General features: G+C 74.0%; 20 protein-coding genes. 19 read left to right on the top strand and 1 reads right to left on the bottom strand.

Going from position 1 to position 21,710, the window contains the following annotated elements; genetic code table 11:
* Nucleotides 1-56 precede the first annotated feature (56 nt).
* From rplT to UO65_RS20625, 16 genes are all read left to right on the top strand, one after another.
* Complete coding sequence (gene rplT / locus UO65_RS20550) at nt 57-434, top strand: 50S ribosomal protein L20 (protein ID WP_035285123.1); 378 nt, start codon at nt 57-59, stop codon at nt 432-434.
* Nucleotides 431-1,258, top strand: coding sequence for a TrmH family RNA methyltransferase (locus UO65_RS20555; protein WP_084175987.1), 828 nt, complete (start codon nt 431-433; stop codon nt 1,256-1,258). Before rplT ends, UO65_RS20555 begins: the two co-directional genes overlap by 4 nt.
* Before the next feature lie 246 nt (nt 1,259-1,504).
* Nucleotides 1,505-2,737: an ATP-grasp domain-containing protein gene (locus UO65_RS20560; protein WP_035285127.1), complete on the top strand. Its 1,233-nt coding sequence runs from the start codon at nt 1,505-1,507 to the stop codon at nt 2,735-2,737.
* Nucleotides 2,734-3,531: a hypothetical protein gene (locus UO65_RS20565; RefSeq protein ID WP_035285129.1), complete on the top strand. Its 798-nt coding sequence runs from the start codon at nt 2,734-2,736 to the stop codon at nt 3,529-3,531. The genes UO65_RS20560 and UO65_RS20565 overlap by 4 nt, the downstream gene beginning before the upstream one ends.
* Complete coding sequence (locus UO65_RS20570) at nt 3,528-4,586, top strand: PLP-dependent cysteine synthase family protein (RefSeq protein ID WP_035285130.1); 1,059 nt, start codon at nt 3,528-3,530, stop codon at nt 4,584-4,586. The genes UO65_RS20565 and UO65_RS20570 overlap by 4 nt, the downstream gene beginning before the upstream one ends.
* A complete protein-coding gene (locus UO65_RS20575) occupies nt 4,583-5,590 on the top strand; it encodes a dipeptide epimerase (RefSeq protein WP_035285132.1) in 1,008 nt (335 codons plus the stop codon). The genes UO65_RS20570 and UO65_RS20575 overlap by 4 nt, the downstream gene beginning before the upstream one ends.
* Nucleotides 5,587-6,795, top strand: coding sequence for an MFS transporter (locus tag UO65_RS20580; RefSeq protein ID WP_035285134.1), 1,209 nt, complete (start codon nt 5,587-5,589; stop codon nt 6,793-6,795). The genes UO65_RS20575 and UO65_RS20580 overlap by 4 nt, the downstream gene beginning before the upstream one ends.
* Nucleotides 6,792-7,592: a class I SAM-dependent DNA methyltransferase gene (locus UO65_RS20585; protein ID WP_035285137.1), complete on the top strand. Its 801-nt coding sequence runs from the start codon at nt 6,792-6,794 to the stop codon at nt 7,590-7,592. Before UO65_RS20580 ends, UO65_RS20585 begins: the two co-directional genes overlap by 4 nt.
* 10 nt (nt 7,593-7,602) lie before the next feature.
* Nucleotides 7,603-9,135, top strand: coding sequence for an ABC transporter substrate-binding protein (locus tag UO65_RS20590; protein ID WP_035285138.1), 1,533 nt, complete (start codon nt 7,603-7,605; stop codon nt 9,133-9,135).
* Nucleotides 9,132-10,070 (top strand): ABC transporter permease, encoded by a 939-nt coding sequence (locus UO65_RS20595; protein WP_233427772.1) that lies wholly within the window; start codon nt 9,132-9,134, stop codon nt 10,068-10,070. Before UO65_RS20590 ends, UO65_RS20595 begins: the two co-directional genes overlap by 4 nt.
* 180 nt (nt 10,071-10,250) lie before the next feature.
* Complete coding sequence (locus UO65_RS38690; protein ID WP_152552186.1) at nt 10,251-10,565, top strand: hypothetical protein; 315 nt, start codon at nt 10,251-10,253, stop codon at nt 10,563-10,565.
* A 44-nt stretch (nt 10,566-10,609) separates the two neighbouring features.
* Nucleotides 10,610-12,820, top strand: a complete 2,211-nt coding sequence (locus tag UO65_RS34035) for an ABC transporter ATP-binding protein/permease (RefSeq protein ID WP_052021419.1) — start codon at nt 10,610-10,612, stop codon at nt 12,818-12,820.
* A 12-nt stretch (nt 12,821-12,832) separates the two neighbouring features.
* Complete coding sequence (locus UO65_RS20610) at nt 12,833-13,372, top strand: GNAT family N-acetyltransferase (RefSeq protein WP_035285144.1); 540 nt, start codon at nt 12,833-12,835, stop codon at nt 13,370-13,372.
* A 133-nt stretch (nt 13,373-13,505) separates the two neighbouring features.
* Entirely contained in the window at nt 13,506-14,576 is a 1,071-nt protein-coding gene (gene pheS, locus UO65_RS20615) for a phenylalanine--tRNA ligase subunit alpha (RefSeq protein WP_035285145.1), read from the top strand.
* Complete coding sequence (gene pheT / locus UO65_RS20620) at nt 14,573-17,083, top strand: phenylalanine--tRNA ligase subunit beta (protein ID WP_035285146.1); 2,511 nt, start codon at nt 14,573-14,575, stop codon at nt 17,081-17,083. The genes pheS and pheT overlap by 4 nt, the downstream gene beginning before the upstream one ends.
* 183 nt (nt 17,084-17,266) lie before the next feature.
* Entirely contained in the window at nt 17,267-18,880 is a 1,614-nt protein-coding gene (locus UO65_RS20625; protein WP_035285147.1) for an alpha/beta hydrolase, read from the top strand.
* Here UO65_RS20625 and UO65_RS20630 read toward each other — a convergent pair whose 3' ends face one another.
* Nucleotides 18,881-19,720, bottom strand: coding sequence for an alpha/beta fold hydrolase (locus tag UO65_RS20630; protein WP_035285149.1), 840 nt, complete (start codon nt 19,718-19,720; stop codon nt 18,881-18,883).
* Between the two features lie 36 nt (nt 19,721-19,756).
* On the opposite strand from UO65_RS20630, the gene UO65_RS20635 reads away from it, so the two are divergent.
* The 3 genes from UO65_RS20635 (at nt 19,757) to rpe (ending at nt 21,598) form a co-directional block, all read left to right on the top strand.
* A complete protein-coding gene (locus tag UO65_RS20635) occupies nt 19,757-20,401 on the top strand; it encodes an MOSC domain-containing protein (protein WP_035285150.1) in 645 nt (214 codons plus the stop codon).
* The gene (locus UO65_RS20640) at nt 20,398-20,856 is read left to right on the top strand and encodes an NUDIX hydrolase (protein WP_035285152.1); all 459 of its coding nucleotides are present in this window, start codon (nt 20,398-20,400) and stop codon (nt 20,854-20,856) included. Before UO65_RS20635 ends, UO65_RS20640 begins: the two co-directional genes overlap by 4 nt.
* 73 nt (nt 20,857-20,929) lie before the next feature.
* Nucleotides 20,930-21,598 (top strand): ribulose-phosphate 3-epimerase, encoded by a 669-nt coding sequence (gene rpe, locus UO65_RS20645; protein WP_035285154.1) that lies wholly within the window; start codon nt 20,930-20,932, stop codon nt 21,596-21,598.
* Nucleotides 21,599-21,710 lie beyond the last annotated feature (112 nt).

The raw sequence follows: 21,710 nt of genomic DNA on the forward strand, positions 1-21,710 counted from the left end.
CTCCCCCCTGACCACCAGGGCCGCACCACGGCCCACTAGATCGACAGGACGGACCCGTGGCACGCGTCAAGCGGGCAGTGAACGCCCAAAAGAAGCGCCGCACGACCCTCGAGCTCGCCAGCGGCTACCGCGGCCAGCGCTCGCGGCTCTACCGCAAGGCCAAGGAGCAGGTGCTCCACTCGCTCAACTACGCCTACCGGGACCGCCGCGCCCGCAAGGGTGACTTCCGCAAGCTGTGGATTCAGCGGATCAACGCCGCTGCCCGCCAGAACGGCATGAGCTACAACCGCTTCATCGAGGGCCTGCGGGTCGGCGGTGTCGAGGTCGACCGCAAGATCCTCGCCGAGCTCGCGGTGAGCGACCCGACCGCGTTCACCGCGCTGGTCGAACTGGCCCGCGCCAACGCGGGCACCCAGGGCAAGGCCGCTTCCTGAGCACGCGCTTCCCGCGACCCGGGGCTGATCCGTTCACCGAGCGGACGCCCCGGGTCGCTGCCGCTCGCGCCCTGACCAAGCGGGCGGGCCGGGAGAAGGCGGGCCGCTTCCTGGCCGAGGGCGCCCAGGCCGTGCGCGAGGCGCTGGCCTACGGGACGGTCCACGAGGTCTTCGCCACCGAGGCCGGGGCCGCCCGCAACACCGAGATCCTGCAGCGCGCCGACGAACTGCGCCTGCCGATCTCCCTGGTGACCGACAAGGCCGCGTCCGGCCTGTCGGAGACGATCACCCCGCAGGGCATCCTCGCCGTCTGCGACCTGCTCGACACCCCCGTGGCCGACGCCCTCTCCGGTGACCCCGCGCTGGTCGCCGTGCTGGTGGGCGTCGCCGACCCGGGCAACGCCGGGACGGTGACCAGGGTGGCCGACGCCGCCGGGGCCAACGCCGTGCTGTTCGCCGGGGACACCGTCGACCCGCACAACGGCAAGTGCGTCCGGGCGTCCACCGGCAGCGTGTTCCACCTCCCGCTGGCGCGCTCGCGCGACACCGCCGACGTGTTCGCCCGGTGCCGGGCCGCGGGCCTGCGCCTGGTCGCCGCCGACGGCCACGCCGAGGTGGACCTCGACGACTCGATCGACACCGGCGCCCTGCGCGCCCCCACGGCGTGGGTGTTCGGCAGCGAGGCCCACGGCCTGCCGGAGGAGATTCTGTCCGCTGTGGACGACGTGGTGAAGGTGCCGCTGTACGGCGCGGCGGAGAGCCTCAACCTCGGCACCGCCGCCGCGGTGTGCCTCTACGCCTCCGCCCGCGCCCAGCGCCACTGACCTCCCGGCGCCGTCGGACCCCTGGCGCCGCTGAACCCGCAGACCGCCGCCGCGGCCGTGTCTGCGGGTGATCACCCCGTCGCCTCCGGTCGACCCGTGACTGTTTCCGGCACCCGGGTCCGGGCCCGAGGCGTTCGCCTGGACGGCCCAATCTGGATCACTCATTCGAGTGGACGCACTTGTGCCCTTTGATCGACAATGATTATCATTCCGCCCCGATCGGACATCGCCGAGCAAGGGAGCGACGTGGGGCACCTGTTGATGGTCGAGAGCTGGGTGGGGGCGATGAGCTCCCTGCTCCCGCGGGCGATCCGGGAGGCCGGGGGGCGGTTCACGTTCCTCACCCGGGACCTGCACCACTACCTGCGCTCCGCCCCCGCCACCCCCCACCCGCTGCTCGCCGCCGACAACGTCCTGACCGCGGACACCAACGACCTCGGCACCCTCCTGCCCTACCTCGAACGGGTCCACGACGTCCTGGCCTTCGACGGGGTCATCACCTCCTGCGACTACTACCTGGAGACCGCCGCCCGCATCGCGCACCACCTGCGCCTGCCCGGTCCGGACCCCGACGCCGTCGACCGCGCCTACCGCAAGGACCTGACCCGGCAGGCGCTGCCCGACCTCGGGCCCGCGTTCGCGCTGACCGAGACCGTCGAGGCCGCCCACGCCGAGGCCGAGCGGATCGGGTACCCGGTGGTGGTCAAGCCGGTCGACCTGTGCGCGGGCATGTTCGTGCGGGTGGCCGCCAACCCGGCTGAGCTGGCGGAGGCCGTCGAGGCGATCGAGGGCTTCCCGGTCAACGCGCGCGGGCAGCGGCGCAACCCGTTGGTGCTGCTGGAGGAATTCCTTGACGGACCCGAGTTCAGCGTGGAGACGGTGACCTCCGGCGGGAACACCCACGTGGTCGGGGTGACCGACAAGTCCGTCACCGGCTCCCCCTGGTTCGTCGAGAGTGGACACATGTTCCCGGCCGACCTGCCGGAGGAGACCACCGCGCTGATCGCGGCGACCGCGGTGGAAGCGGTGCGGCGGCTGGGGTTGGACCGGACCGTCGCGCACACCGAGATCAAGCTGACCGCCGCGGGTCCCCGGCTGGTCGAGGTGAACCCGCGCCCGGCGGGCAACCAGATCACCGAACTGGTGCGCCGCACCACCGGGATCGACCTGCCCATGGTCTACGCGCGCCTGGCGATGGGGGAGGACCCGGACCTGCGCCACGTCGACACCGGGGCGCGCAGCGCGGCGATCGGCTTCCTGCTGCCCGAGCGGCCCGGGACGGTCGCGGCGATCGACGGGGTGGACGCGCTGGGGCACGGCGACGTCGTCGACTGGGCCGTCAAGCCGGTGGGGCACGAGGCCGGGCCCGCCACCAGCAACAACCACTACCTGGGCCACGTCATGGTCGTCGACCGCGGGGCGGGCGCCCGGCGGCGGGCCGAGGAACTGGTCGGCGCCCTGTCGGTGACCTACTCGTGAACCTCGACTCGCTGCTGCGGCGGGCGCTCGCCGGGGAGCTGGGCCCGGACCCGGCCGATCAGCGGGTGAGCGTCGGTTTCACCACCCGGCAGGGGGTCCGACACCCCGGCCGCGACGGGGGGTACCGCAACGAGGTGGTCAGCCTGCGGGTCGGCGCGGCCGTGGGGTCGTGCGCGGTGGAACCGGGGCGCGTCACCGACGACGCGGTGTTCGAGTGCGTGGGCCGGTCCGTCGCGGAGCTGCTGGGGCACGCGGACCGCGCGGTGCGGGTGGCGGCGCTGGACGCGTACCTGATGGGCGTGCGCCCGCACGCGGAGGTGGCCGAGACCACCACGATCCCGGCGGGCGATTCGCTGGCGAAGTCGTTGCACCGGGCGGGAACGGTGGTGGACCTGCTCGCTCCGGCAGCGGGGCAGCGGGTCCTGGTCGTCGGTGTCGTCAACTCGCTGCTGCACCACCTGCGGCTGCGGCGGGTCGACTACACCCCCTGCGACCGCAAGGGCGGCACCACCGAGTGGGGCGAGCCGATCCTCACCGACGCGGCCAAGGGCCTCACCGACTGCGACGCGATCCTGGCCTCCGGCATGACCCTCGGCGACGACGGCGTGGACCTCCTGCTCGACCACGCCCGCACCACCGGAATCCCGCTGGTGTTCTTCGCCCAGACCGGCAGCGCCGTGCTGCCCTGGTTCATCGGCGACGGCGCCACGGCCGTGTCCGCCGAGCCGTACCCGTTCTTCTGGCTCGACGGCGGCCCCACCCCGATCCACCGGTACCGGGCGGTGCCCGCGTGAACGCGAACCCGGCACTGCTCGACCTGGTCGGCCGCACCCCGCTGGCCCGGATCACCACCCCGCTGCCGCACGAGCACCCCGGCTTCTGGGCGAAGCTGGAGTGCCTTGGCGCGGGCGGGATGAAGGCGCGCGCCGCCGTGTCCATGCTGCGCGCCGCCCGGACCAGGGGCGCGCTGCGCCCCGGCGCCACCGTCGTGGAGTCGACCAGCGGAACCCTCGGGCTCGGGCTGGCTTTTGCCGGTCAGGCGCTGGGGCACCCGGTGGTGCTGGTCGTCGACGACGAACTCGAACCCGCCATGCGGGCGATGCTGCGCGCGCACGGGGCGAAGCTGGAGGTCGTGCGCCGACCGCACCCCGAGGGCGGCTGGCAGCAGGCCCGGCTGGAGCGGGTGCACGCGGTGCTGGCCGAGCTGCCCGGGGCGTTCTGGCCCGACCAGTACAACAACCCGGACAACCCGGCCGGGTACGCCTCCCTGGCCACCGAACTGCTCGACCGCCTCGACCGCATCGACGTCCTGGTGTGCAGCGTCGGCACCGGCGGGCACAGCGCGGGCGTGGTGGCCGAGCTGCGCAGGCGGCGGCCGGGGGTGCGGCTGATCGGCGTCGACACCGTCGGCTCGACCATCTTCGGGCAGCCCGCGCTGCCCAGGGTCATGCGCGGGCTGGGCAGCAGCATCCACCCGCGCAACGTGGACTACCCGCAGTTCGACGAGGTGCACTGGCTGGGCCCGGTGGAGGTCGTCGACTCCTGCCGCAGGCTGGCCAGGGGCTCCTTCGTCACCGGCGGGTGGAGCACCGGGGCGGTGGCGCTGGTCGCGGCGTGGGCGGCGCGGGTGGAACCGTGGGCCGAGGTCGTCACGATCTTCCCCGACGGCGCGCACCGCTACCTGGACACGATCTTCGACGACGGGTTCTGCCGCGCCCGCGGGCTGTTCGGCAACCCCAGCGCGCACCCGGTGGAGGTGGCCGACCCGGCCGCGGTGACGGTGTCGGAGTGGGCCCGGTGCCGCGCGGTGGCCGACCCGCTCGCCGTGCGCGAGGCGGTGCCCGCGTGAAGCTGGTCTGGAGCACCCGGGAGCTGGTGCTGCGCGAGCCGTTCCGCATCTCCCGCTCGGTCATGGCCGGGCGGCAGGCGGTGGAGCTGACCCTGGAGCACGAGGGGCGGCTGGGCCACGGCGAGGTGGTGACCAGCGAGTACTTCCGCCTGGACGTCAACGGCATCGCCGCGGCGCTCACCGGCTGGCAGGGCGCCGTGGAGGCCGCGGCGACACCGGAGCAACTGCTCGACGCGCTGCCGCACGGGCCGCCCGGGGTGCGCGCCGCCGCCGACGCCGCGGTGCACGACCTGCTGGGCAAGCGGGCGGGGCTGCCCACGCACGCGCTGTTGGGCAGTCCGGAGTGGACGGCGGTGCCCACGGCCTACACGATCGGTTTGTCGTCGCCGCAGGACGCGGCGACCAAGGCGGAGGCCCTGGTGGCCAAGGGGTTCTCCGTCCTCAAGATCAAAGCGGGCGACGAGCACGACCTCGCCCGGCTGACCGCCGTCCGGGCCGCCGCCCCGGAGGCCCGGCTGCTGCTCGACCCCAACGGCGCCTGGACCCCCGAGCACACCGTGCGCTTCCTGGAGCGCACCGCCGACCTGCTGCTCGACGCCGTGGAGCAGCCGATCGCCCCGGGCACCCCGGACCGCCTCGCCTGGGTCGGCGCCCGCTCCCCGGTGCCGCTGATCGCCGACGAGGACGCCAGCACCCTCGACGACGTGCGCGGGCTGGTCGGCGCCGTCGACGGCATCAACGTCAAGCTGGCCAAGTGCGGCGGCCTGCGGGCAGCCCGGGAGATCGTGACCGTCGCCCGCGGCGCCGGGATGGACGTCATGCTCGGCTGCCTGGTCGCCAGCTCGCTGGGCATCGCCCCGGCCGTGCAGCTCACCCCGCACGCCCGCTGGGTCGACCTCGACGGGCACCTGCTGCTGGCCCGCGACCCGTGGACCGGGCTCGGCGGCGAGGACGGCACGCTGCGGCTCAGCGGCCGGGCCGGCCTGGGGGTCGTCCGCCGATGAGGCGCTTCCCCCCGGCCGTGCGGTTGCTGCTGGTCAACCAGTTCGGCGTCAACGCGGGCTTCTACCTGCTGATCCCGTACCTGGCCACCTACCTCACCGAGGACATCGGGCTGACCATCGCCACCGTCGGCCTGGTGCTCGGGGCGCGCAACCTCAGCCAGCAGGGCCTGTTCCTGCTCGGCGGCACCGCCTCCGACCGGCTCGGCGCCCGCGGGGTGATCATCGCGGGCTGCGGCCTGCGGGCGGTGGGGTTCGGGCTGTTCGCCGTGGGGGAGTCGCTGCCGGTGCTGCTGGCCGCCGCCGTGCTCAGCGGGCTGGCCGGGGCGCTGTTCAACCCGGCGGTGCGCGCCTACATCTCCCTGGAGGTCGGGGAGGGGCAGCGGGCGGACGCGTTCGCGCTGTTCAACGTGTTCGCCCAGACCGGGGCCCTGGTCGGCCCGGTGCTCGGCGCGGCGCTGCTGCTCGTCGACTTCCGGGTCTCGGCCGTCGTGGCGGCCGGGATCTTCGCGGCGCTGACCGTCGCGCAGGCGCTGGTCCTGCCCGCCAGGGCCGTGCCGCCCGCGCAGGGGACGGTGTGGTCGGACGTGCGCGAGTGCCTGGGCAACAAGCGGTTCGTGGCGTTCACGCTGGCGCTGAGCGGGATGTTCGCGTTGCAGAACCAGCTCTACCTCGTCCTGCCGGTCGAGGCGCGCAGGCTGACCGGGACGCCCGCCTCGGTCGCGGCGCTGTTCATCGCCTCGACCGTGGTGACGCTGCTCGCGCAGGTGCGGATCACCCGGGCGCTGGCCGACCGGCCGCGCGGGTGGTCGATCGCGCTCGGGCTGGTGCTGATGGGACTGGCGTTCGCCGCCCCGGCGCTGGCGTACCTGTGGCCGTCGCCGGGGGCGCTGTGGCCGGGGCTGGCGCCGGTGCTCGTCGCGGCGGTGCTGCTGGCGGTGGGGCTGGCGGTGGCCCAGCCGTTCGTCTACGAGCTGATCCCCGCCTTCGGCGCCGAGCGGGTCACCGGGACCTACTTCGGCGTGTTCTACCTCGGGTCCGGGGCGGTCGCGGCGGTCAGCACCGTGGTCGTCGGCTGGGCGGGGGAGGGCCGCCACGGCTGGGCGGCGTCGGTGCTGTGCCTGCTGCTCGGGATCGGCGGCGCGGTCGGCGTGCTGCTGCTGGACCGCCGAGGCGCGCTGGCGCCGCAACCGGAGAGGGTGGCATGAGCAACTTCCTGACCGACAACCCGGCCATCTACGAGCGGCAGTTCCCCGACCCCGAGCACCGCGCCGCCCGCTTCGCCCACGACGTGCTCGCCCGCTTCGGCGGCGCGCGGCCCCTGCGCATCCTGGACCTGGGCTGCGGCACCGGCCGCGACGCCGGGCACCTGGCCGCCCTCGGCCACGAGGTCGTCGGCCTGGACTCCTCGCGGGCCATGCTGGACCACGCCACCGAGCACCAGCCCGCCGCGACCTTCGTCGAGGGCGACCTGCGCGAGTTCGACCTCGGCCGCGAGTTCGACGCCATCACCTGCCTCGACAGCGCCCTGCTCTACTGCCACACCAACGACGACCTCAACGCCTGCCTCGACCGCTGCCACCGGCACCTGGCGCCCGGCGGGCTGCTCGTCGCCGAGATGCGCAACGGGGCGTTCTTCCTGGCCGGGACCCCCGGCAACACCGACCTCCTCGACGGCACCCGCACCCGGACCGTGACCGTCGACGGCGTGCCGCACACCTCGCACACGAGGCTGTACCTCGACCACGCCGAGCAACTGCTGCGCAGGCACCGGGTCTGGGAGTGGCCAGGGCAGACCGAGCCGCTGGCCCAGGACTCCGCCTGGCGGCTGCTGTTCCCGCAGGAGCTGCGCGCCTTCTGCGACCGCGCGGGCTTCGACGTGCCCGCCCTGTTCGACAGCCCCGGACCCCGCACCGACGAGCCCTGGCGCGCCGACGCGCCGCTCTCCTCCGGCCTGACCGGCGACCGCCTGCACCTGGTCGCCCGCAGGCGTCCCCACCGGTAAGGAAACCCCCATGATCGACCGTCGTCTCTTCCTCGGCCTCACCGCCGGGGCGTCCCTGGCCGCCCTCACCGGGTGCGGCTCCTCCGACGCGGGCCCCGGGGGAGCCGCGGGTGAACCGCGCCGGGGCGGCAGGCTGCGCGCCGCCTTCGCGGGCGGCGGCGCCAAGGAGGTGCTGGACCCGCACCTGGCCAACCTGTTCGTCGAGGCGGCCCGGTCCAAGGCCCTCTACGACAAGCTCGCCGACCTCGGCGACGACGCCGCGCCGGTGCCCAGGCTGGCGGAGCGGTGGGAGCCCAGCGCGGACCTGACCCGCTGGCGGATCACCCTGCGCAAGGCGGTGTTCCACGACGGCAAGCCGGTGCGCCCGCAGGACGTGCTCGCCAGCTACGCCCGGATCATGGACCCCAAGCGCGCCTTCCGGGCCAAGGCGAGCCTGTCGCTGATCGACCTGGCCAACAGCCGCGCCGTCGACGACCGGACCGTGGAGTTCGCGCTGACCAGGCCGTTCGCCGAGTTCCCCAACGCACTGGCGTCGTTCTCCGCGTACATCATCCCGGAATCCACTGAGGACTTCACCAAGCCGGTCGGGTCCGGCCCCTTCCGCTTCGGCACGTTCACCCCGGGCCGTTCCACGCTGCTGACCCGCAACGCCGAGTATTGGGAGAACCCGCCGCACCTCGACGAACTGGAGTTCGTGCTCGCCAACGAGGAGTCGGCCCGGATCAACGCGCTGCTGGGCGGGCAGGTCGAGTACGCCCATGACCTGTCCCCGGTCACCGCCCGCAGCCACGAGGGCCGCGGCCTGTCGATCGTGCGCGCCCCCAACTCCGGCATGCAGGCGTTCGCCATGAAGGTCGACCGACCGCCGTTCGACAACCGCGACCTGCGCGAGGCGATGTTCCTGCTGACCGACCGCCAGCAGCTCGTCGACAGCACCCTGTCCGGCGCGGGCCAGGTCGGCAACGACCTGTTCGGCAAGGGCTTCAAGCACTACGCCGAGGACATCCCGCAGCGCACCCGCGACCTCGACCGGGCCAAGTGGCTGGTCGACCGCGCGGGCGCGCGGGGCCTGGCGGTGCGGCTGGACACCAGCACGGCCGCCACCGGCTTCGTCGAGGCCGCGACGGTGTTCGCCGAGCAGGCCCGCGCCGCGGGCCTGGACGTGCAGGTCGCGGTGGGCGACAAGGACACCTACTGGGCGAACTCGCTCAAGAACGGCTCGCTGACCAGCTTCCGCTCCGGCGCCATGCCGATCGAGACGCACATCTCCGGCCGCCTGCTGTCCTCGTCGACCACCAACACCACCAAGTGGACCCGCCCGGAGTTCGACGCCCTCTACGACAAGGCCGTGTCCACAACGGACGAATCCGCCCGCGCCGCGGCCTACGGCGAGATGCAGCGCGTCCTGCACGCCGAGGGCGGCTACCTCATCTGGGGCCAGGCCGACTGGATCGTCGGCACCTCGGCGAAGGTCGGCGGGGTCCGCACGGCACCGGCCAACACCCTGGACTGGGCCCGCTTCGACACGGTGTGGCTGGGGTGAGGAACTACCTGGGCCGCCGCGCCCTCCTCGGCCTGGCACAGGTCCTCACCCTCGCCGTGGCGGTCTTCCTCCTGGTCGAAGCCCTCCCCGGGGACGCCGCCGTCGCCCTCGCGGGCGACGACCCGGACCCGGGCCGGATCGAGCGCATCCGCGCGTCCCTCGGCCTCGACCGCCCGATCCTCGAGCGCCTCCTGGACTGGCTCACCGCCCTGGCCCACGGCGACCTGGGCACCTCGGTCGTGTCGGGCCGGGCGGTGACCGACATCATCGGCGCGGGCCTCGGCGTCACCGCCACCCTCGCCGGGGCGACGCTGGTCCTGCTGGTGCCGCTGGCGGTCGGCCTGGGCGTGCTCGCCGCCCGCCGCCCCGGCAGCAGGCTCGACCGCGGGCTGACGGCGGTGTTCATCGGCCTGCACGCCGTACCGGAGTTCGCCCTGGCGATCCTGCTGGTGGCGGTGTTCGGCATCGGCCTCGGGTGGCTGCCGCCCACCGCCGTGGGCGTGGACCCGCTGCTGGACCCGGTGGTGCTCCTGCTGCCGCTGGTCGTGCTCCTGGCCCGCCCGGTGTGCTCCATCAGCCGCCTGGTCCGCGCCTCGATGATCACGGCCAACGGCGCCGAGTACGTGCGCCACGCCCACCGCCTCGGCCTGTCCGGGCGGCGGGTCCGGCTCGCGCACGCCCTCCCCAACGCCCTGGCCCCCGCCGCGACCCAACTGGCCCGCACCACCGACTGGCTGCTGGGCGGGGTGGTCGTGGTGGAAGCGGTGTTCGTCCTGCCCGGCGTCGGCACGGTCCTGGTGGACGCGGTGGCGGCGCGGGACCTCCCGGTGGTGCAGGGATTGGCGCTGCTGTTCGCCACCACGACGGTGACGGTGAACCTGATGGCTGACGCGCTGTCGTTTCGACTGGCGCCACGGGCGGGGGTGGGGGTGTGATGTCCGGAGTGGAGGGTGCCGGTCCCGGTGGTCGGGACCGGTCGGGTGCTCGTCCGGCGGATGGTGAGGGGAGCGTGGTCGACGTGGCTGCCGGGCCTGCCGTCGAGGTGCGCGCGGCGGGCACCGGTGTCGCCGGTGCGGGCGGGGAGGGTGCGGCCGGCGGACTCCCTGTTGCCGCCGATGCCGTTGGAGTTGAGGCGGGATCTGGTGGCGCGGGTGATGTCGGCGGCGCTGGCGGGGGTGTTGTCGGCGGCGCAGGTGCGGCTGATGGGCTTGCTGCTGCCGCGCGGTCGGTGGGTGTCGGTGGTGCGGGCGTGGTTGGCGCCGGGTCTGCCGTTCCGGGTGCTGTCGGCGCGGGTGGTGCATGCGCTGCCGGTGGGAGTGCTGTTGGTCGCACCGGTGGGGGTGAGGGTGCGGCTGGTGGGACTGTGGGTGGCGTGGGCTCCGGCGATGCCACCGGCACAGGTGCGGGCTTTGTGGGCGCCGCTGGGGTGAGTGCTGTCGGTTCTGGTGGTGCCCGGGCGGGTGGGGGCGGTCGGGTGAAGCGCGTTGTCCCCCTGGTGCTGGTGGGGGTGCCGTTGCTGGTGGCCGTGTTCGGGCCGCTGTTCGTCGGGGAGGCTTCGCGGTCGGTGGCGTTTTCCACCGGGGGGCTGCTGGGGACCGACTTCGTCGGGCGGGACGTGCTCCAGCAGGTGTTGCTGGGCGGGCGGACCGTGGTGCTGGTGGCGCTGGTGGCCACCGGGCTGGCCTACGCGCTGGGGATTCCGTTGGCGCTGGTGGCCGCGACCTCGCGCAGGCGGTGGGTGGACGAGGTGCTCATGCGCCCGCTGGACCTGGTGCTGGCCGTGCCCTCCCTGCTCGTCCTGGTGCTGGTGGCCGGGCTCAGCTCGCCGGGCTCCGTGACGCTGGTGGGGGTCGTGGTGGTGGTGCTGGTGCCGGAGGTGGCCAGGGTGGTGCGGGCGGCCGCGCTGCCCGCCGCGTCCGGGCCGGTGGTGGAGGCCATGCGGATGCAGGGGGAGGGGTGGTGGCGGACCTCCGGCGGGTACGTGGGGCGGTCCGTGCTGCCCACCGTGGTCGCCGACCTCGGCGTGCGGTTCACCTCCTCGGTGTACCTGGTGGCCTCGGCCGCGTTCCTGGGCGTCGGCGTGGCCCCGGACGCCTCGGACTGGGCGGTGATGGTGGACCGCAACCAGGGTGGGAGCTACCTGGTGCCCTGGGCGGTCGTCGTCCCCGCCCTGCTGATCGTGTCCCTGTCCGTCGGCGTCAACCTCCTCTTCGACGCCCACTCCACCGCCGTCCCGCGCACCCTGCCCGACGACCCCGCCGTCACCCCGCCCGCGGGCACGCCGATCCCCGCCACCCCGCCTGTGGACAACCCGGCGTCGAGCGGCGGATCGCGTCAGACCCCCGCGGTTGGATCGATTCGGGGGCCCCAGCGCACGGATGATCTTGCGGGCAGCGGGCTCGCGGCCCGGGTGCGCGACCTCCGCGTGGTCGTCGACGGCCGCCCGGTCGTGGACGGGGTGAGCTTCGAGCTGCCCGCCGGGAAAGTCCTCGCCCTGGTCGGGGAGTCCGGCAGCGGCAAGACCACCACCGCGCTCGCCCTCCTCGGCGAGGCGCCCGGTGACGTCCACGGCGAGGTCGCCACCGCCGGGTTCGTGGGGTTCGTGCCGCAGCACCCCTCGACGGTGCTCAACCCCGTGCGCCGGATCGGCGGTGTGCTGCGGGAGGTCGTCCGCGCCCGCAAGCCGGGGACCGACCCCGGTCCCGTGGTCCGCGACGTCCTCACCCGGGTCGGTCTGGACCCCACGTGGGGGTTCCGCCGCAGGCTGCCGCACCAGCTCTCCGGTGGGCAGCAGCAGCGGCTGGTGCTGGCCCAGACCCTCATCGGCGACCCGGCCGTGGTGATCGCCGACGAGCCGACCACCGGGCAGGACGCGCTGAGCCGGGGCGAGGTGGCCGCGCAGCTCAAGGGGCTCGCCGACCGCGGTGTCGGCGTCCTGCTCCTGTCGCACGATCTCGACCTGGTCGACGAACTCGCCGACGACGTCCTCACCCTGCACGCGGGCGTCCCCACCGAGGCCCGCCCGCCCGAGCCCGCCCCGACCCCCGCCCCCAAGCCGCCGCTCACCGGGCCGACCGTGCTCACCGTCGACGGCCTCAGCGTCGGCTACCGGGGCAACCGCGTGCTCGACGGTGTCAGCCTCCGGTTGGCCGGGGACGAGTGCGTGGCCATCACCGGGCGCTCCGGGCAGGGCAAGACCACCCTCGCCCGCGCCATCGCCGGGTTGCACCGCCCCAGCGCGGGCACCATCACCGTCGACGGCGGCGTGCAGTACGTCTTCCAGGACGCCCGCCTGTCCTTCGACGACCGCAGGCCCGTGCTCGACCAGGTCGCCCGCACCGCCGTGCGCCTGCGCGGGCTGTCCACACCGGACGCGCGGGACGAGGCCGCCGCCCTGCTGCGCACCCTCGGCCTCGACCCGGCCACCGCGGCCCGGCGGCCCGGCGCGCTCTCCGGGGGCGAGCTGCGGCGGGCCGCGCTGGCCAGGGCGCTGCTGGCGCGACCGCGCGTCCTGGTGTGCGACGAGATCACCGCGGGCCTCGACGCCCGCACCCGGCGGGTGGTGCTCGACCACCTCGCCGACCTGGACCTGGCCCTGGTCGTGGTGACCCACGACGAGGCCGCGGTCGCCCGACTGGCCGACCGCACCCTGGCCGTCCAGGAGGGCGGCCTGCACAACCGGTAGAAGGATCAACCCATGCGCTACGACCTGCGCCAAGCCCGCCCGGACGACCTCGACGGCGCCCGCTCGGTCATCCTCGACACGCTCTACCGCGACCTGGGCTACGGGTACACCCCCGCCTGGCACGGCGACGTCATCGACCTCGAGGGCGCCTACCTGCGCACCCCCCGGCACGCGCTGTTCGTCGCCGCGCTGACCCACGACGACGGCCGCGAGGAGGTGGTGGCGACCACCGCCGTCCGGGCGGTCGCCCCGACCAGCCCGCCGCACCCGGCCTGGCTGGCCGAGCGCTACCCGGCGGGGCGCACCGCGCAGCTCTTCCGCGTCTACGTGCGCCCCGAGCACCGCAGGCACGGGCTGGCCAGGGGCCTGGTCGACCTGGCCACCCGGTTCGTCGCCGAGACCCCCGGCTACGACGTGCTCTGCCTGCACACCGACACCCGGGTCGAGGGCGCCGAGGGGTTCTGGCGGTCGGTGGCCAAGGAGATCCACGACGCCCGCGACGGCGACCCCGCCCGGTTCCAGACCGTCCACTTCGAGATCCCCTTCGGCTGAGCCCGCCAGGGGAAACGCCGCAGGTGGAACTCGGTTCAGGTGTCCGCGGCCGATCACCTAGGATCGAGCTGTTCACCCGGCCGACGGGTGCGCGTCAGGCCGCATAGGACCCCCGGGGAGCTGTCCACCAACCATGTCCGGAGCCAACGACCCGTACGACCCGAAGGAGGTCGCGGCGCTCGCGCCGGAGACGCTCCAGGCCGCCGTCGGCACCGCCCGCGAGGCGTTCGCCGCCGCGACCGACCTGGACGCGCTCGCCGCGGCCAAGCCCGCCCACCTCGGCGACAAGTCGCCCCTGCTGCTGGCCCGCCGGGAGATCGGCGCGCTGCCGCCCAAGGCGCGCTCCGAGGCGGGCAAGCGGGTCAACGAGGCGCAGACCGAGATCAAGGCCGCGTTCGACGAGCGGCTGGCCCGGTTGCAGGCCGAGCGGGACGAGCGGGTCCTGCGGGAGGAGGGCGTCGACGTCACCCTCCCGTGGGACCGCGCCCCGCGCGGCGCCCGGCACCCGCTGACCACGCTGTCGGAGCGGATCGCCGACGTGTTCGTCGGCATGGGCTACGAGATCGCCGAGGGACCCGAGCTGGAGGCGGAGTGGTTCAACTTCGACGCCCTCAACTTCGGCAAGGACCACCCGGCGCGCACCATGCAGGACACCTTCTACGTGGCGCCGGAGGACTCCGGGCTGGTGCTGCGCACGCACACCTCCCCGGTGCAGGTCCGGGCGCTGCTGGAGCGCGACCTGCCGGTCTACGTCGTCTGCCCCGGTCGCACGTTCCGCACCGATGAGCTCGACGCCACCCACACCCCGGTGTTCCACCAGGTGGAGGGGCTGGCCATCGACAAGGGCCTGACCATGGCCCACCTCAAGGGCACCCTGGACGCGTTCGCCAAGGCCATGTTCGGCGACGAGGCGAAGGTCCGGCTGCGGCCGTCGTTCTTCCCGTTCACCGAGCCCTCCGCCGAACCCGACGTGTGGTTCGCCGAGAAGAAGGGCGGCGCGGGCTGGGTCGAGTGGGGCGGCTGCGGCATGGTCAACCCCAACGTGCTGCGCGCCTGCGGCGTCGACCCGGACGTCTACACCGGGTTCGCCTTCGGCATGGGCCTCGAGCGCACGCTCCAGTTCCGCAACGGCATCCCCGACATGCGCGACATGGTCGAGGGCGATGTCCGGTTCACCCTTCCCTTCGGCACGGAGGCCCAGTGAGGATTCCCGTAAGCTGGCTCATCCAGCAGCTCGAACTCTCCGGTGAGCACCGGGACCTCGACGCCGAGCAGATCGCCGCGGCGTTCACCCGGGTCGGCCTGGAGGTCGAGGAGGTCAGCCCGCTCGGCCCGGTCACCGGCCCGGTCGTGGTCGGCCGCGTGGTCTCCATCGAGGAGCTGACCGAGTTCAAGAAGCCCATCCGGTTCTGCGTGGTCGAGGTCGGCGAGACCGACGACGGCGCACCGGAGACCACCGAGGTCGTCTGCGGGGCGCGCAACTTCGTCGAGGGTGACCTGGTCGTGGTGGCGCTGCCCGGGGCGGTGCTGCCCGGCGACTTCGCCATCGCCTCCCGCAAGACCTACGGCCGGGTCAGCAACGGCATGATCTGCTCGGCCTCGGAGCTGGGCCTCGGCGACGACCACAGCGGCATCATGGTGCTGCCCAGCGGGGAGAACTCCGACGTCGAGCCGGGCGACGACGCGATCGAGCTGCTGGAGCTGACCGACACCGTCATCGAGCTGGCGCTGACCCCCGACCGCGGCTACTGCTTCTCGGTGCGCGGCCTGGCCAGGGAACTGGCCTGCGCGCTGGACCAGCGGCTGCTCGACCCGGCGGCGATCGACGTGCCCGCCGCCGAGGGCCCGTCCACGCCGGTCACCGTCACCGACGAGCAGGCGTGCCCGCGGTTCGTGCTGCGCCGGGTGACCGGGGTCGACCCGACCGCGCCGACGCCGTTCTGGGTGCGCAGGCGGCTGATGCTCGCGGGCATCCGCTCCATCTCCCTGGCCGTCGACGTCACCAACTACGTGATGCTCGAACTCGGCCAGCCGATGCACGCCTTCGACACCGCCAAGCTCAGCGGCGGGCTCACCGTGCGCCGGGCCACCGCGGGGGAGAAGCTGACCACCCTCGACGGCGCCACCCGCGCGCTGGACCCGGACGACATCGTCATCGCCGACGACTCCGGGCCGGTCTCGCTGGCGGGCGTCATGGGCGGGGCGAGCACCGAGGTGACCCCGGAGAGCACGGACATCCTGCTCGAGGCCGCCGTGTGGGACCCGGCCTCGATCGCCCGCGCGGTCCGCAGGCACAAGCTGCCGTCGGAGGCGGCCAAGCGCTTCGAGCGGGTCGTCGACCCGGCGCTGGCACCCGCCGCCCTGGAGCGCGCGGCCCGGCTGCTGCGCGACTACGGCGACGGCACGATCCACCCGGGCCGCACCGACGTGGGCCACCCGGCGCTGCCCGCGCCGGTGGTGATGGCCATGGACCTGCCCGACCGGGTCGCCGGGGTGCGCTACGACCGCGGCGTGACCGCCAGTCGCCTCCAGCAGATCGGCTGCACGGTCGAGGTGGGCGCCGCCGACGACGGCACGCCCACCGTGACCGCGTACCCGCCGAGCTGGCGCGCGGACCTCAACCAGCCCGCGGACCTGGTGGAGGAGGTGCTGCGGTTGCAGGGCTACGACACCATCCCGGCGGTGCTGCCCAAGGCGCCGTCCGGCCGCGGCCTGACCGCCGCGCAGCGCCGCCGCCGCCAGGTGTCGCGGACGCTGGCCGAGCACGGGTTCGTCGAGGTGCTGCCGTTCCCGTTCGTCTCCCCGACGGCGTGGGACGCGCTCGGCCTCGACGCCGACGACCCGCGCAGGCGCACGGTCAAGGTGCTCAACCCGCTGGAGGCCGACCGCGACGAGCTGGCCACCACGCTGCTTCCGGGTCTGCTGGACACGGTGGTGCGCAACGTGTCCCGGGGCGCCCGCGAGGTGTCGCTGTTCCACGTCGGGCAGGTCGTGCTCCCGCGCGCCCAGCAGTCCCCGATGCCCTCGGTCGGCGTCGCCGGACGCCCCTCCGGGCCGGAGGTCGCCGCCCTCGACGCCGCCCTGCCCGCGCAGCCGACGCACGTCGCGGTGGTGCTGGCCGGGCCGCGGGTCCGCGCGGGCTGGTGGGGCAAGGCCGAGCAGGCCGACTGGGCCGACGCGGTGCAGGCCGCCCGGCTGGTCGCCGAGGCCGCCGGGGTGGAGCTGACCGTCACCCAGGGCGACACCGCGCCGTGGCACCCGGGCCGCTGCGCCCAGCTCCGGGTGGGCGACTTCCCGGTGGGGCACGCGGGCGAGCTGCACCCGAAGGTCGTGGAGGCGTTCGGGCTGCCCAAGCGCACCTGCGCCATGGAACTCGACCTCGACCTGCTGCCGCTGGTGGAGCGCAGGCCGGTGCCGAAGGTCTCGCCGTACCCGCCGGTCCTGCTGGACGTGGCGCTGGTGGTCGAGGACTCGGTGCCCGTCGGCGAGCTGACCCGCGCGCTGCGCTCCGGCGGGGGAGACCTGCTCGAGGAGCTGAGCCTGTTCGACGTCTTCACCGGTGCGCAGGTCGGGGAGGGCAAGCGGTCGCTGGCGTACTCGCTGCGCTTCCGCGCGGCCGACCGGACGCTGACGGTCGAGGAGGCCACCGCGGCCCGCGACGCCGCCGTGGCCGCGGCAGCGGAACGCCACGGGGCCGCGCTGCGCGGCTGACCCCGGAGGTCCACGACGGTGGGGGTGCCCGGCGGGCACCCCCACCGTCTGTTTCGGACGCCCGTTTTCCCCGTCCGGGTGCGCGATTCCCCCGAACGGCTACGCCCCGCGGCCGTGTCGGGCGGCGGCATCGGGCGGTCGGTCGCGGAGAGTGGACCGGACAGTGCGAGAAAGGGGCAGCAGTTGAGAAGAATCGTGGCGATCGCCGCCGCGGCCGGTGTCGTGGTCGGGGGTGCGGCCTCGGCGCCCGCGGTCTCGGCCGCGCCCGCCGACACCCCGCCCGCCCAGGTGGCCTACGACCCGGCACCGATCGGGTGGGGCGCCTGCGCGAACCGGGGACTGGCCCGGCTCGGCGCGGAGTGCGGGTTCCTGGAGGTCCCGCTGGACTACGCCGAGCCCACCGGCACGAAGATCAGGATCGCGGTGTCCCGGATCAAGGCGAAGGTGGCCCCGGAGCAGTACCAGGGCGTCGTGATCACCAACCCGGGCGGCCCGGGGGGTTCGGGCCTGGTGCTGTCGGTGCTCGGTGGGATCGTGCCGAACGGCGCGGGCCTGTCCTACGACTGGATCGGCTTCGACCCGCGCGGCGTCGGCTCCAGCGAGCCCGCCCTGACCTGCGACGGGAACTACTTCTCCTACAACCGGCCGTTCTACGTCCCGGTCACCCCGGAACTGGAGCAGACCTGGCTCGACCGGTCCAGGGGCTACGCCGCCGCCTGCGGCGCGGCGGGCGGTGACCTGCTCGACCACGTCAAGACCACCGACACGGTCCACGACGTGGACGCGCTGCGCAAGGCCCTCGGCCAAGAGCAGATCAACTACTACGGGTTCTCCTACGGCACCTACCTGGGCCAGGTCTACGCGACCCTCTACCCCGAGCGCGTGCGCCGGATGGTGCTCGACGGCAACGTCGACGCGCGCAAGGTCTGGTACCGGGCGAACCTCGTCCAGGACGTGGCGTTCGACAGGAACATGTCCGTCTACTTCGACTGGATCGCGAAGAACGACGCGGTCTACCACCTGGGCACCACCGGCGAGGACGTGCGGAAGCTGTTCTACGCCCAGCAGGCCGCGCTGCTCGAAGCACCGGCGGGCGGCGTCATCGGCCCCGACGAGTGGATCGACGCCTTCCTCCCCGCGGGCTACTACGTCTTCGGCTGGGAGGACATCGCCGAGGCGTTCTCCGCGTGGGTCAACCAGGGCGACCACGGCCCGCTCAAGAAGCTCTACGACGCCGCCCACGGCCAGGGACCGGGCAGCGACAACGTCTTCGCCATGTACCTCGCCGTCCAGTGCACCGACGTGCAGTGGCCGACCAGTTGGAACCGGTGGCGGGCCGACAACTGGATGACCTTCCTCCGCGCCCCGTTCGAGACCTGGGGCAACGCCTGGTTCAACGCCCCGTGCCTCACCTGGCCCGCGAAGGCGGGCAAACCGGTCGAGGTCGACGGCCGGAAGGCGCCCGGCATCCTGCTGATCAGCGAAACCCTCGATGCGGCGACCCCGTTCGAGGGCAGCCTGGAAACCCGCGCGCGGTTCCCGAAGTCCGCCCTGATCGAGGGCGTCGGCGGCACCACGCACGCCGGTTCGCTCAACGGCGCGTCCTGTGTGGACAAGCAGGTGGCCGCCTACCTGGCCACCGGCGAACTGCCCGCGCGCAAGCCGGGCCGCGTCTCCGACGCCACGTGCGACCCGCTGCCGCAGCCGGACCCGCAGGCACCCGCGCACCGGCGGTCGGCGGACGCCGACACCACCCGCGACATCCTCCGGGAACTGATCCGGGGCGTCCGTCCCTGATCACCCCTCGGGTCCGGCGTGCGCGCCGGACCCGAGGTCTTCCAGGAAGCCGCCGACGGCCTCGGTGAACTCCTCCGGCCGCTCCAACCAGGGGACGTGCCCGGTGTCCAAGGTGACCCGGGTGGCGTTCGGCAACGCCTCGACCAGGGAATCGACCGCCCAGCGCGGACGCAGGTCGTGCCTGCCGTCGACGACGAGCACGGGGACGGCGAGGTCCGCGCACGCGGCGAGCAGGTCCGCCTCGTCACCGTCGCGGCCGACCACGGCGTTGACCTCGTGGTTGATCGGGAACCACGGGGTGGCCATGGCCTCGGCGAGCGCGCGGGCGCGGCCCCGGTCGGCGAAGTCGGCGGTCCACTGCAGGACGGCCAGCTCGCGCTCCTCGTCCTCGGTGCGCTCCCGCTCCCGCAGCCGGGTCCACGCGGCGAGGTCGTCACCGAGCCGGGCGCGGAAGGCGGCGGTGAACTCGGCGTGCCAGCCCGGGGACAGGCCCACCCCCGCCAGGTAGACCAGGCCGGTCACCCGGTGCGGGTGGGCCAGCGCGTACCGCAGGGCCAGGTCGGCGCCCCACGAGTGGCCGAGCAGCGCGGTCGCGGCGAACCCGGAGTGCGCCCGCACGTCGTCGAGGTCGGCGACGAACCGGGCGGTGGTGAACGGCCCGCGCCGCTGCGACCGCCCGCCGCCGCGCTGGTCCCAGCGCACCACCCGGCCCGGCAGCGCCACCGCGTCGAACATGTCCCACAGACCCGGACCGCCGTGGCAGCAGATCACCGGGTCGCCCACCCCGGTCGCCGTCGCCCACAACCCGCACCCATCGTCGGCCCGCACCGCGTTACCCATGTCGCGATCATCCCCCGGCCGGGTAGGTTCGGTCCCATGGACCAGGCACGGGTGCGGACGGTGAACGTCGGCAAGTCCCTCCCCATCGAGGCGAAGATCGGGCGCAGCGGCATCGACAAGCGGCCGGTGACCGGCCCGGTGGCCGTCACCGCCCCCGGCCCCGGCGGCAGCGGCCTCGCGGGCGACGACATCTGCGACGTCGCCAACCACGGCGGACCCGACCAGGCCGTCTACGCCTACGCCAGGGAGGACCTGGACCGCTGGGCGGAGGAACTGGGCAGGCCGCTGACCGACGGGCAGTTCGGCGAGAACCTGACCACCACCGGCATCGACGTCAACGCCGCCGAGGTCGGCGAGGTCTGGCGGATCGGCGACGAACTGGTGCTCCAGGTCACCACCCCGCGCATCCCCTGCCGCACCTTCGCGGTGTGGCTCGACGAGCGCGGCTGGATGAAGACCTTCACCCAGCGCGCCCTGCCCGGCGCCTACCTGCGGGTCCTGCGCCCGGGCGCGGTCCGCGCGGGCGACCCGATCGTCGTCGAGCAGCGCCCCGGCCACGGCATCACCATCGCCCTCACCTTCCGCGCCACCACCCTCGAACCGGAACTGCTGCCCCGCCTGGACATCGACGGCATGCCCGACGAGATCCGGCGCAAGGTCCGCCGCCGGATCGGCGCATGAGCCGCCGGTCGCTGCGCGTCGCCGCCTACGCCGTCTGCCTGGAGAACGAGGAGGTGCTCCTGGCCCGCTGGGTCGGCCCCAGCGGCAAGCGCTGGACCCTCCCCGGCGGCGGCATCGACCACGGCGAGGACCCCCTCGACGCCGCCGTCCGCGAGGTGTACGAGGAAACCGGCTACCAGGTCACCGTCGACTCCCTGCTGGGCGTCGACTCCATCCGCCGCAACCTCCCCGGCGCCCTCGCCGACACCGACTGGCACGGCCTCCGCGTCATCTACGCCGCCACCATCGCGGGCGGCGAACTCCGCTTCGAGGAGGGCGGCTCCACCGACATGGCGGCCTGGGTCCCCCTGGCCGAGGTCGCCGCCCTCGACCGCACCGAACTGGTCGACACGGCCCTGGAACTGGCCCGAACCCGCCCCCCGACCGGCCGCCTCGACGGCATCCTCCCGGCCTGACCCCGGGGGCGGACACCGGCGGGAGCGCGGCCGGGGGCACGCCCTATCCTCAACGCCCGTGTCCCGTGCTCCGATGATCGCGCCCAGCATCCTGTCCGCCGACTTCGCCCGGCTGGCCGACGAACTCGCCGCCATCCAGGGTGCCGACTGGGTGCACGTGGACGTCATGGACGCCCACTTCGTGCCCAACCTCACGCTCGGACTGCCCATTGTGGAGTCGCTGCTCAAGGTGACCGACATCCCGATGGACTGCCACCTGATGATCGAGGACCCGGACCGGTGGGCCGTGGGGTACGCCGAGGCGGGGGCGCACAACGTCACCGTGCACGCGGAGGCGGCCGGGGACCCGGTGAAGATCGCCAGGGACATCCGGGCGGCGGGGGCGAAGGCGGGGCTGTCGATCAAGCCGGGGACGCCGCTGGAGCCGTACGTGGAGGTGTTGAAGGAGTTCGACACGCTGCTGGTCATGTCGGTGGAGCCCGGGTTCGGCGGGCAGAGCTTCATCGCCGATGTGCTGTCGAAGGCTCGGGCGGTGCGTGACCTCGTCGACACCGGGCACCTGGACCTGCTGGTGGAGATCGACGGTGGGATCAACGCGGACACCATTGAGCAGGCTGCTGAGGCTGGGGTGGACTGCTTCGTGGCCGGGTCGGCTGTTTACGGGGCTGATGACCCGGGGCGGGCGGTGCGGGCGTTGCGGGAGCAGGCTGCTTCCGCGCATCACCGGTTCGGTCGGGCTTAACCAGGTGGTCTTGTTCTAAAGCCCGGGATTTTGTCGTCGGCGCCCGGGTGGGTGGATTTGCTTGGGCGGGGCCCCTACAGCGATCATGCGCCCAGTGTGACCGAGTGGGGCT

This window comes from Actinokineospora spheciospongiae, assembly GCF_000564855.1.
Classification (GTDB): Bacteria; Actinomycetota; Actinomycetes; order Mycobacteriales; family Pseudonocardiaceae; genus Actinokineospora; species Actinokineospora spheciospongiae.

Bases quoted from the DNA above. Each gene is read 5' to 3' on its own strand.
- UO65_RS20580 (WP_035285134.1), top strand. From the start codon at position 5,587: ATGAGGCGCTTCCCCCCGGCCGTGCGGTTGCTGCTGGTCAACCAGTTC.
- UO65_RS20585 (WP_035285137.1), top strand. From the start codon at position 6,792: ATGAGCAACTTCCTGACCGACAACCCGGCCATCTACGAGCGGCAGTTC.
- UO65_RS20590 (WP_035285138.1), top strand. From the start codon at position 7,603: ATGATCGACCGTCGTCTCTTCCTCGGCCTCACCGCCGGGGCGTCCCTG.
- UO65_RS38690 (WP_152552186.1), top strand. From the start codon at position 10,251: ATGCCGTTGGAGTTGAGGCGGGATCTGGTGGCGCGGGTGATGTCGGCG.
- UO65_RS20610 (WP_035285144.1), top strand. From the start codon at position 12,833: ATGCGCTACGACCTGCGCCAAGCCCGCCCGGACGACCTCGACGGCGCC.
- pheS (WP_035285145.1), top strand. From the start codon at position 13,506: ATGTCCGGAGCCAACGACCCGTACGACCCGAAGGAGGTCGCGGCGCTC.
- UO65_RS20630 (WP_035285149.1), bottom strand. From the start codon at position 19,720: ATGGGTAACGCGGTGCGGGCCGACGATGGGTGCGGGTTGTGGGCGACG.
- UO65_RS20635 (WP_035285150.1), top strand. From the start codon at position 19,757: ATGGACCAGGCACGGGTGCGGACGGTGAACGTCGGCAAGTCCCTCCCC.
- UO65_RS20640 (WP_035285152.1), top strand. From the start codon at position 20,398: ATGAGCCGCCGGTCGCTGCGCGTCGCCGCCTACGCCGTCTGCCTGGAG.
- rpe (WP_035285154.1), top strand. From the start codon at position 20,930: ATGATCGCGCCCAGCATCCTGTCCGCCGACTTCGCCCGGCTGGCCGAC.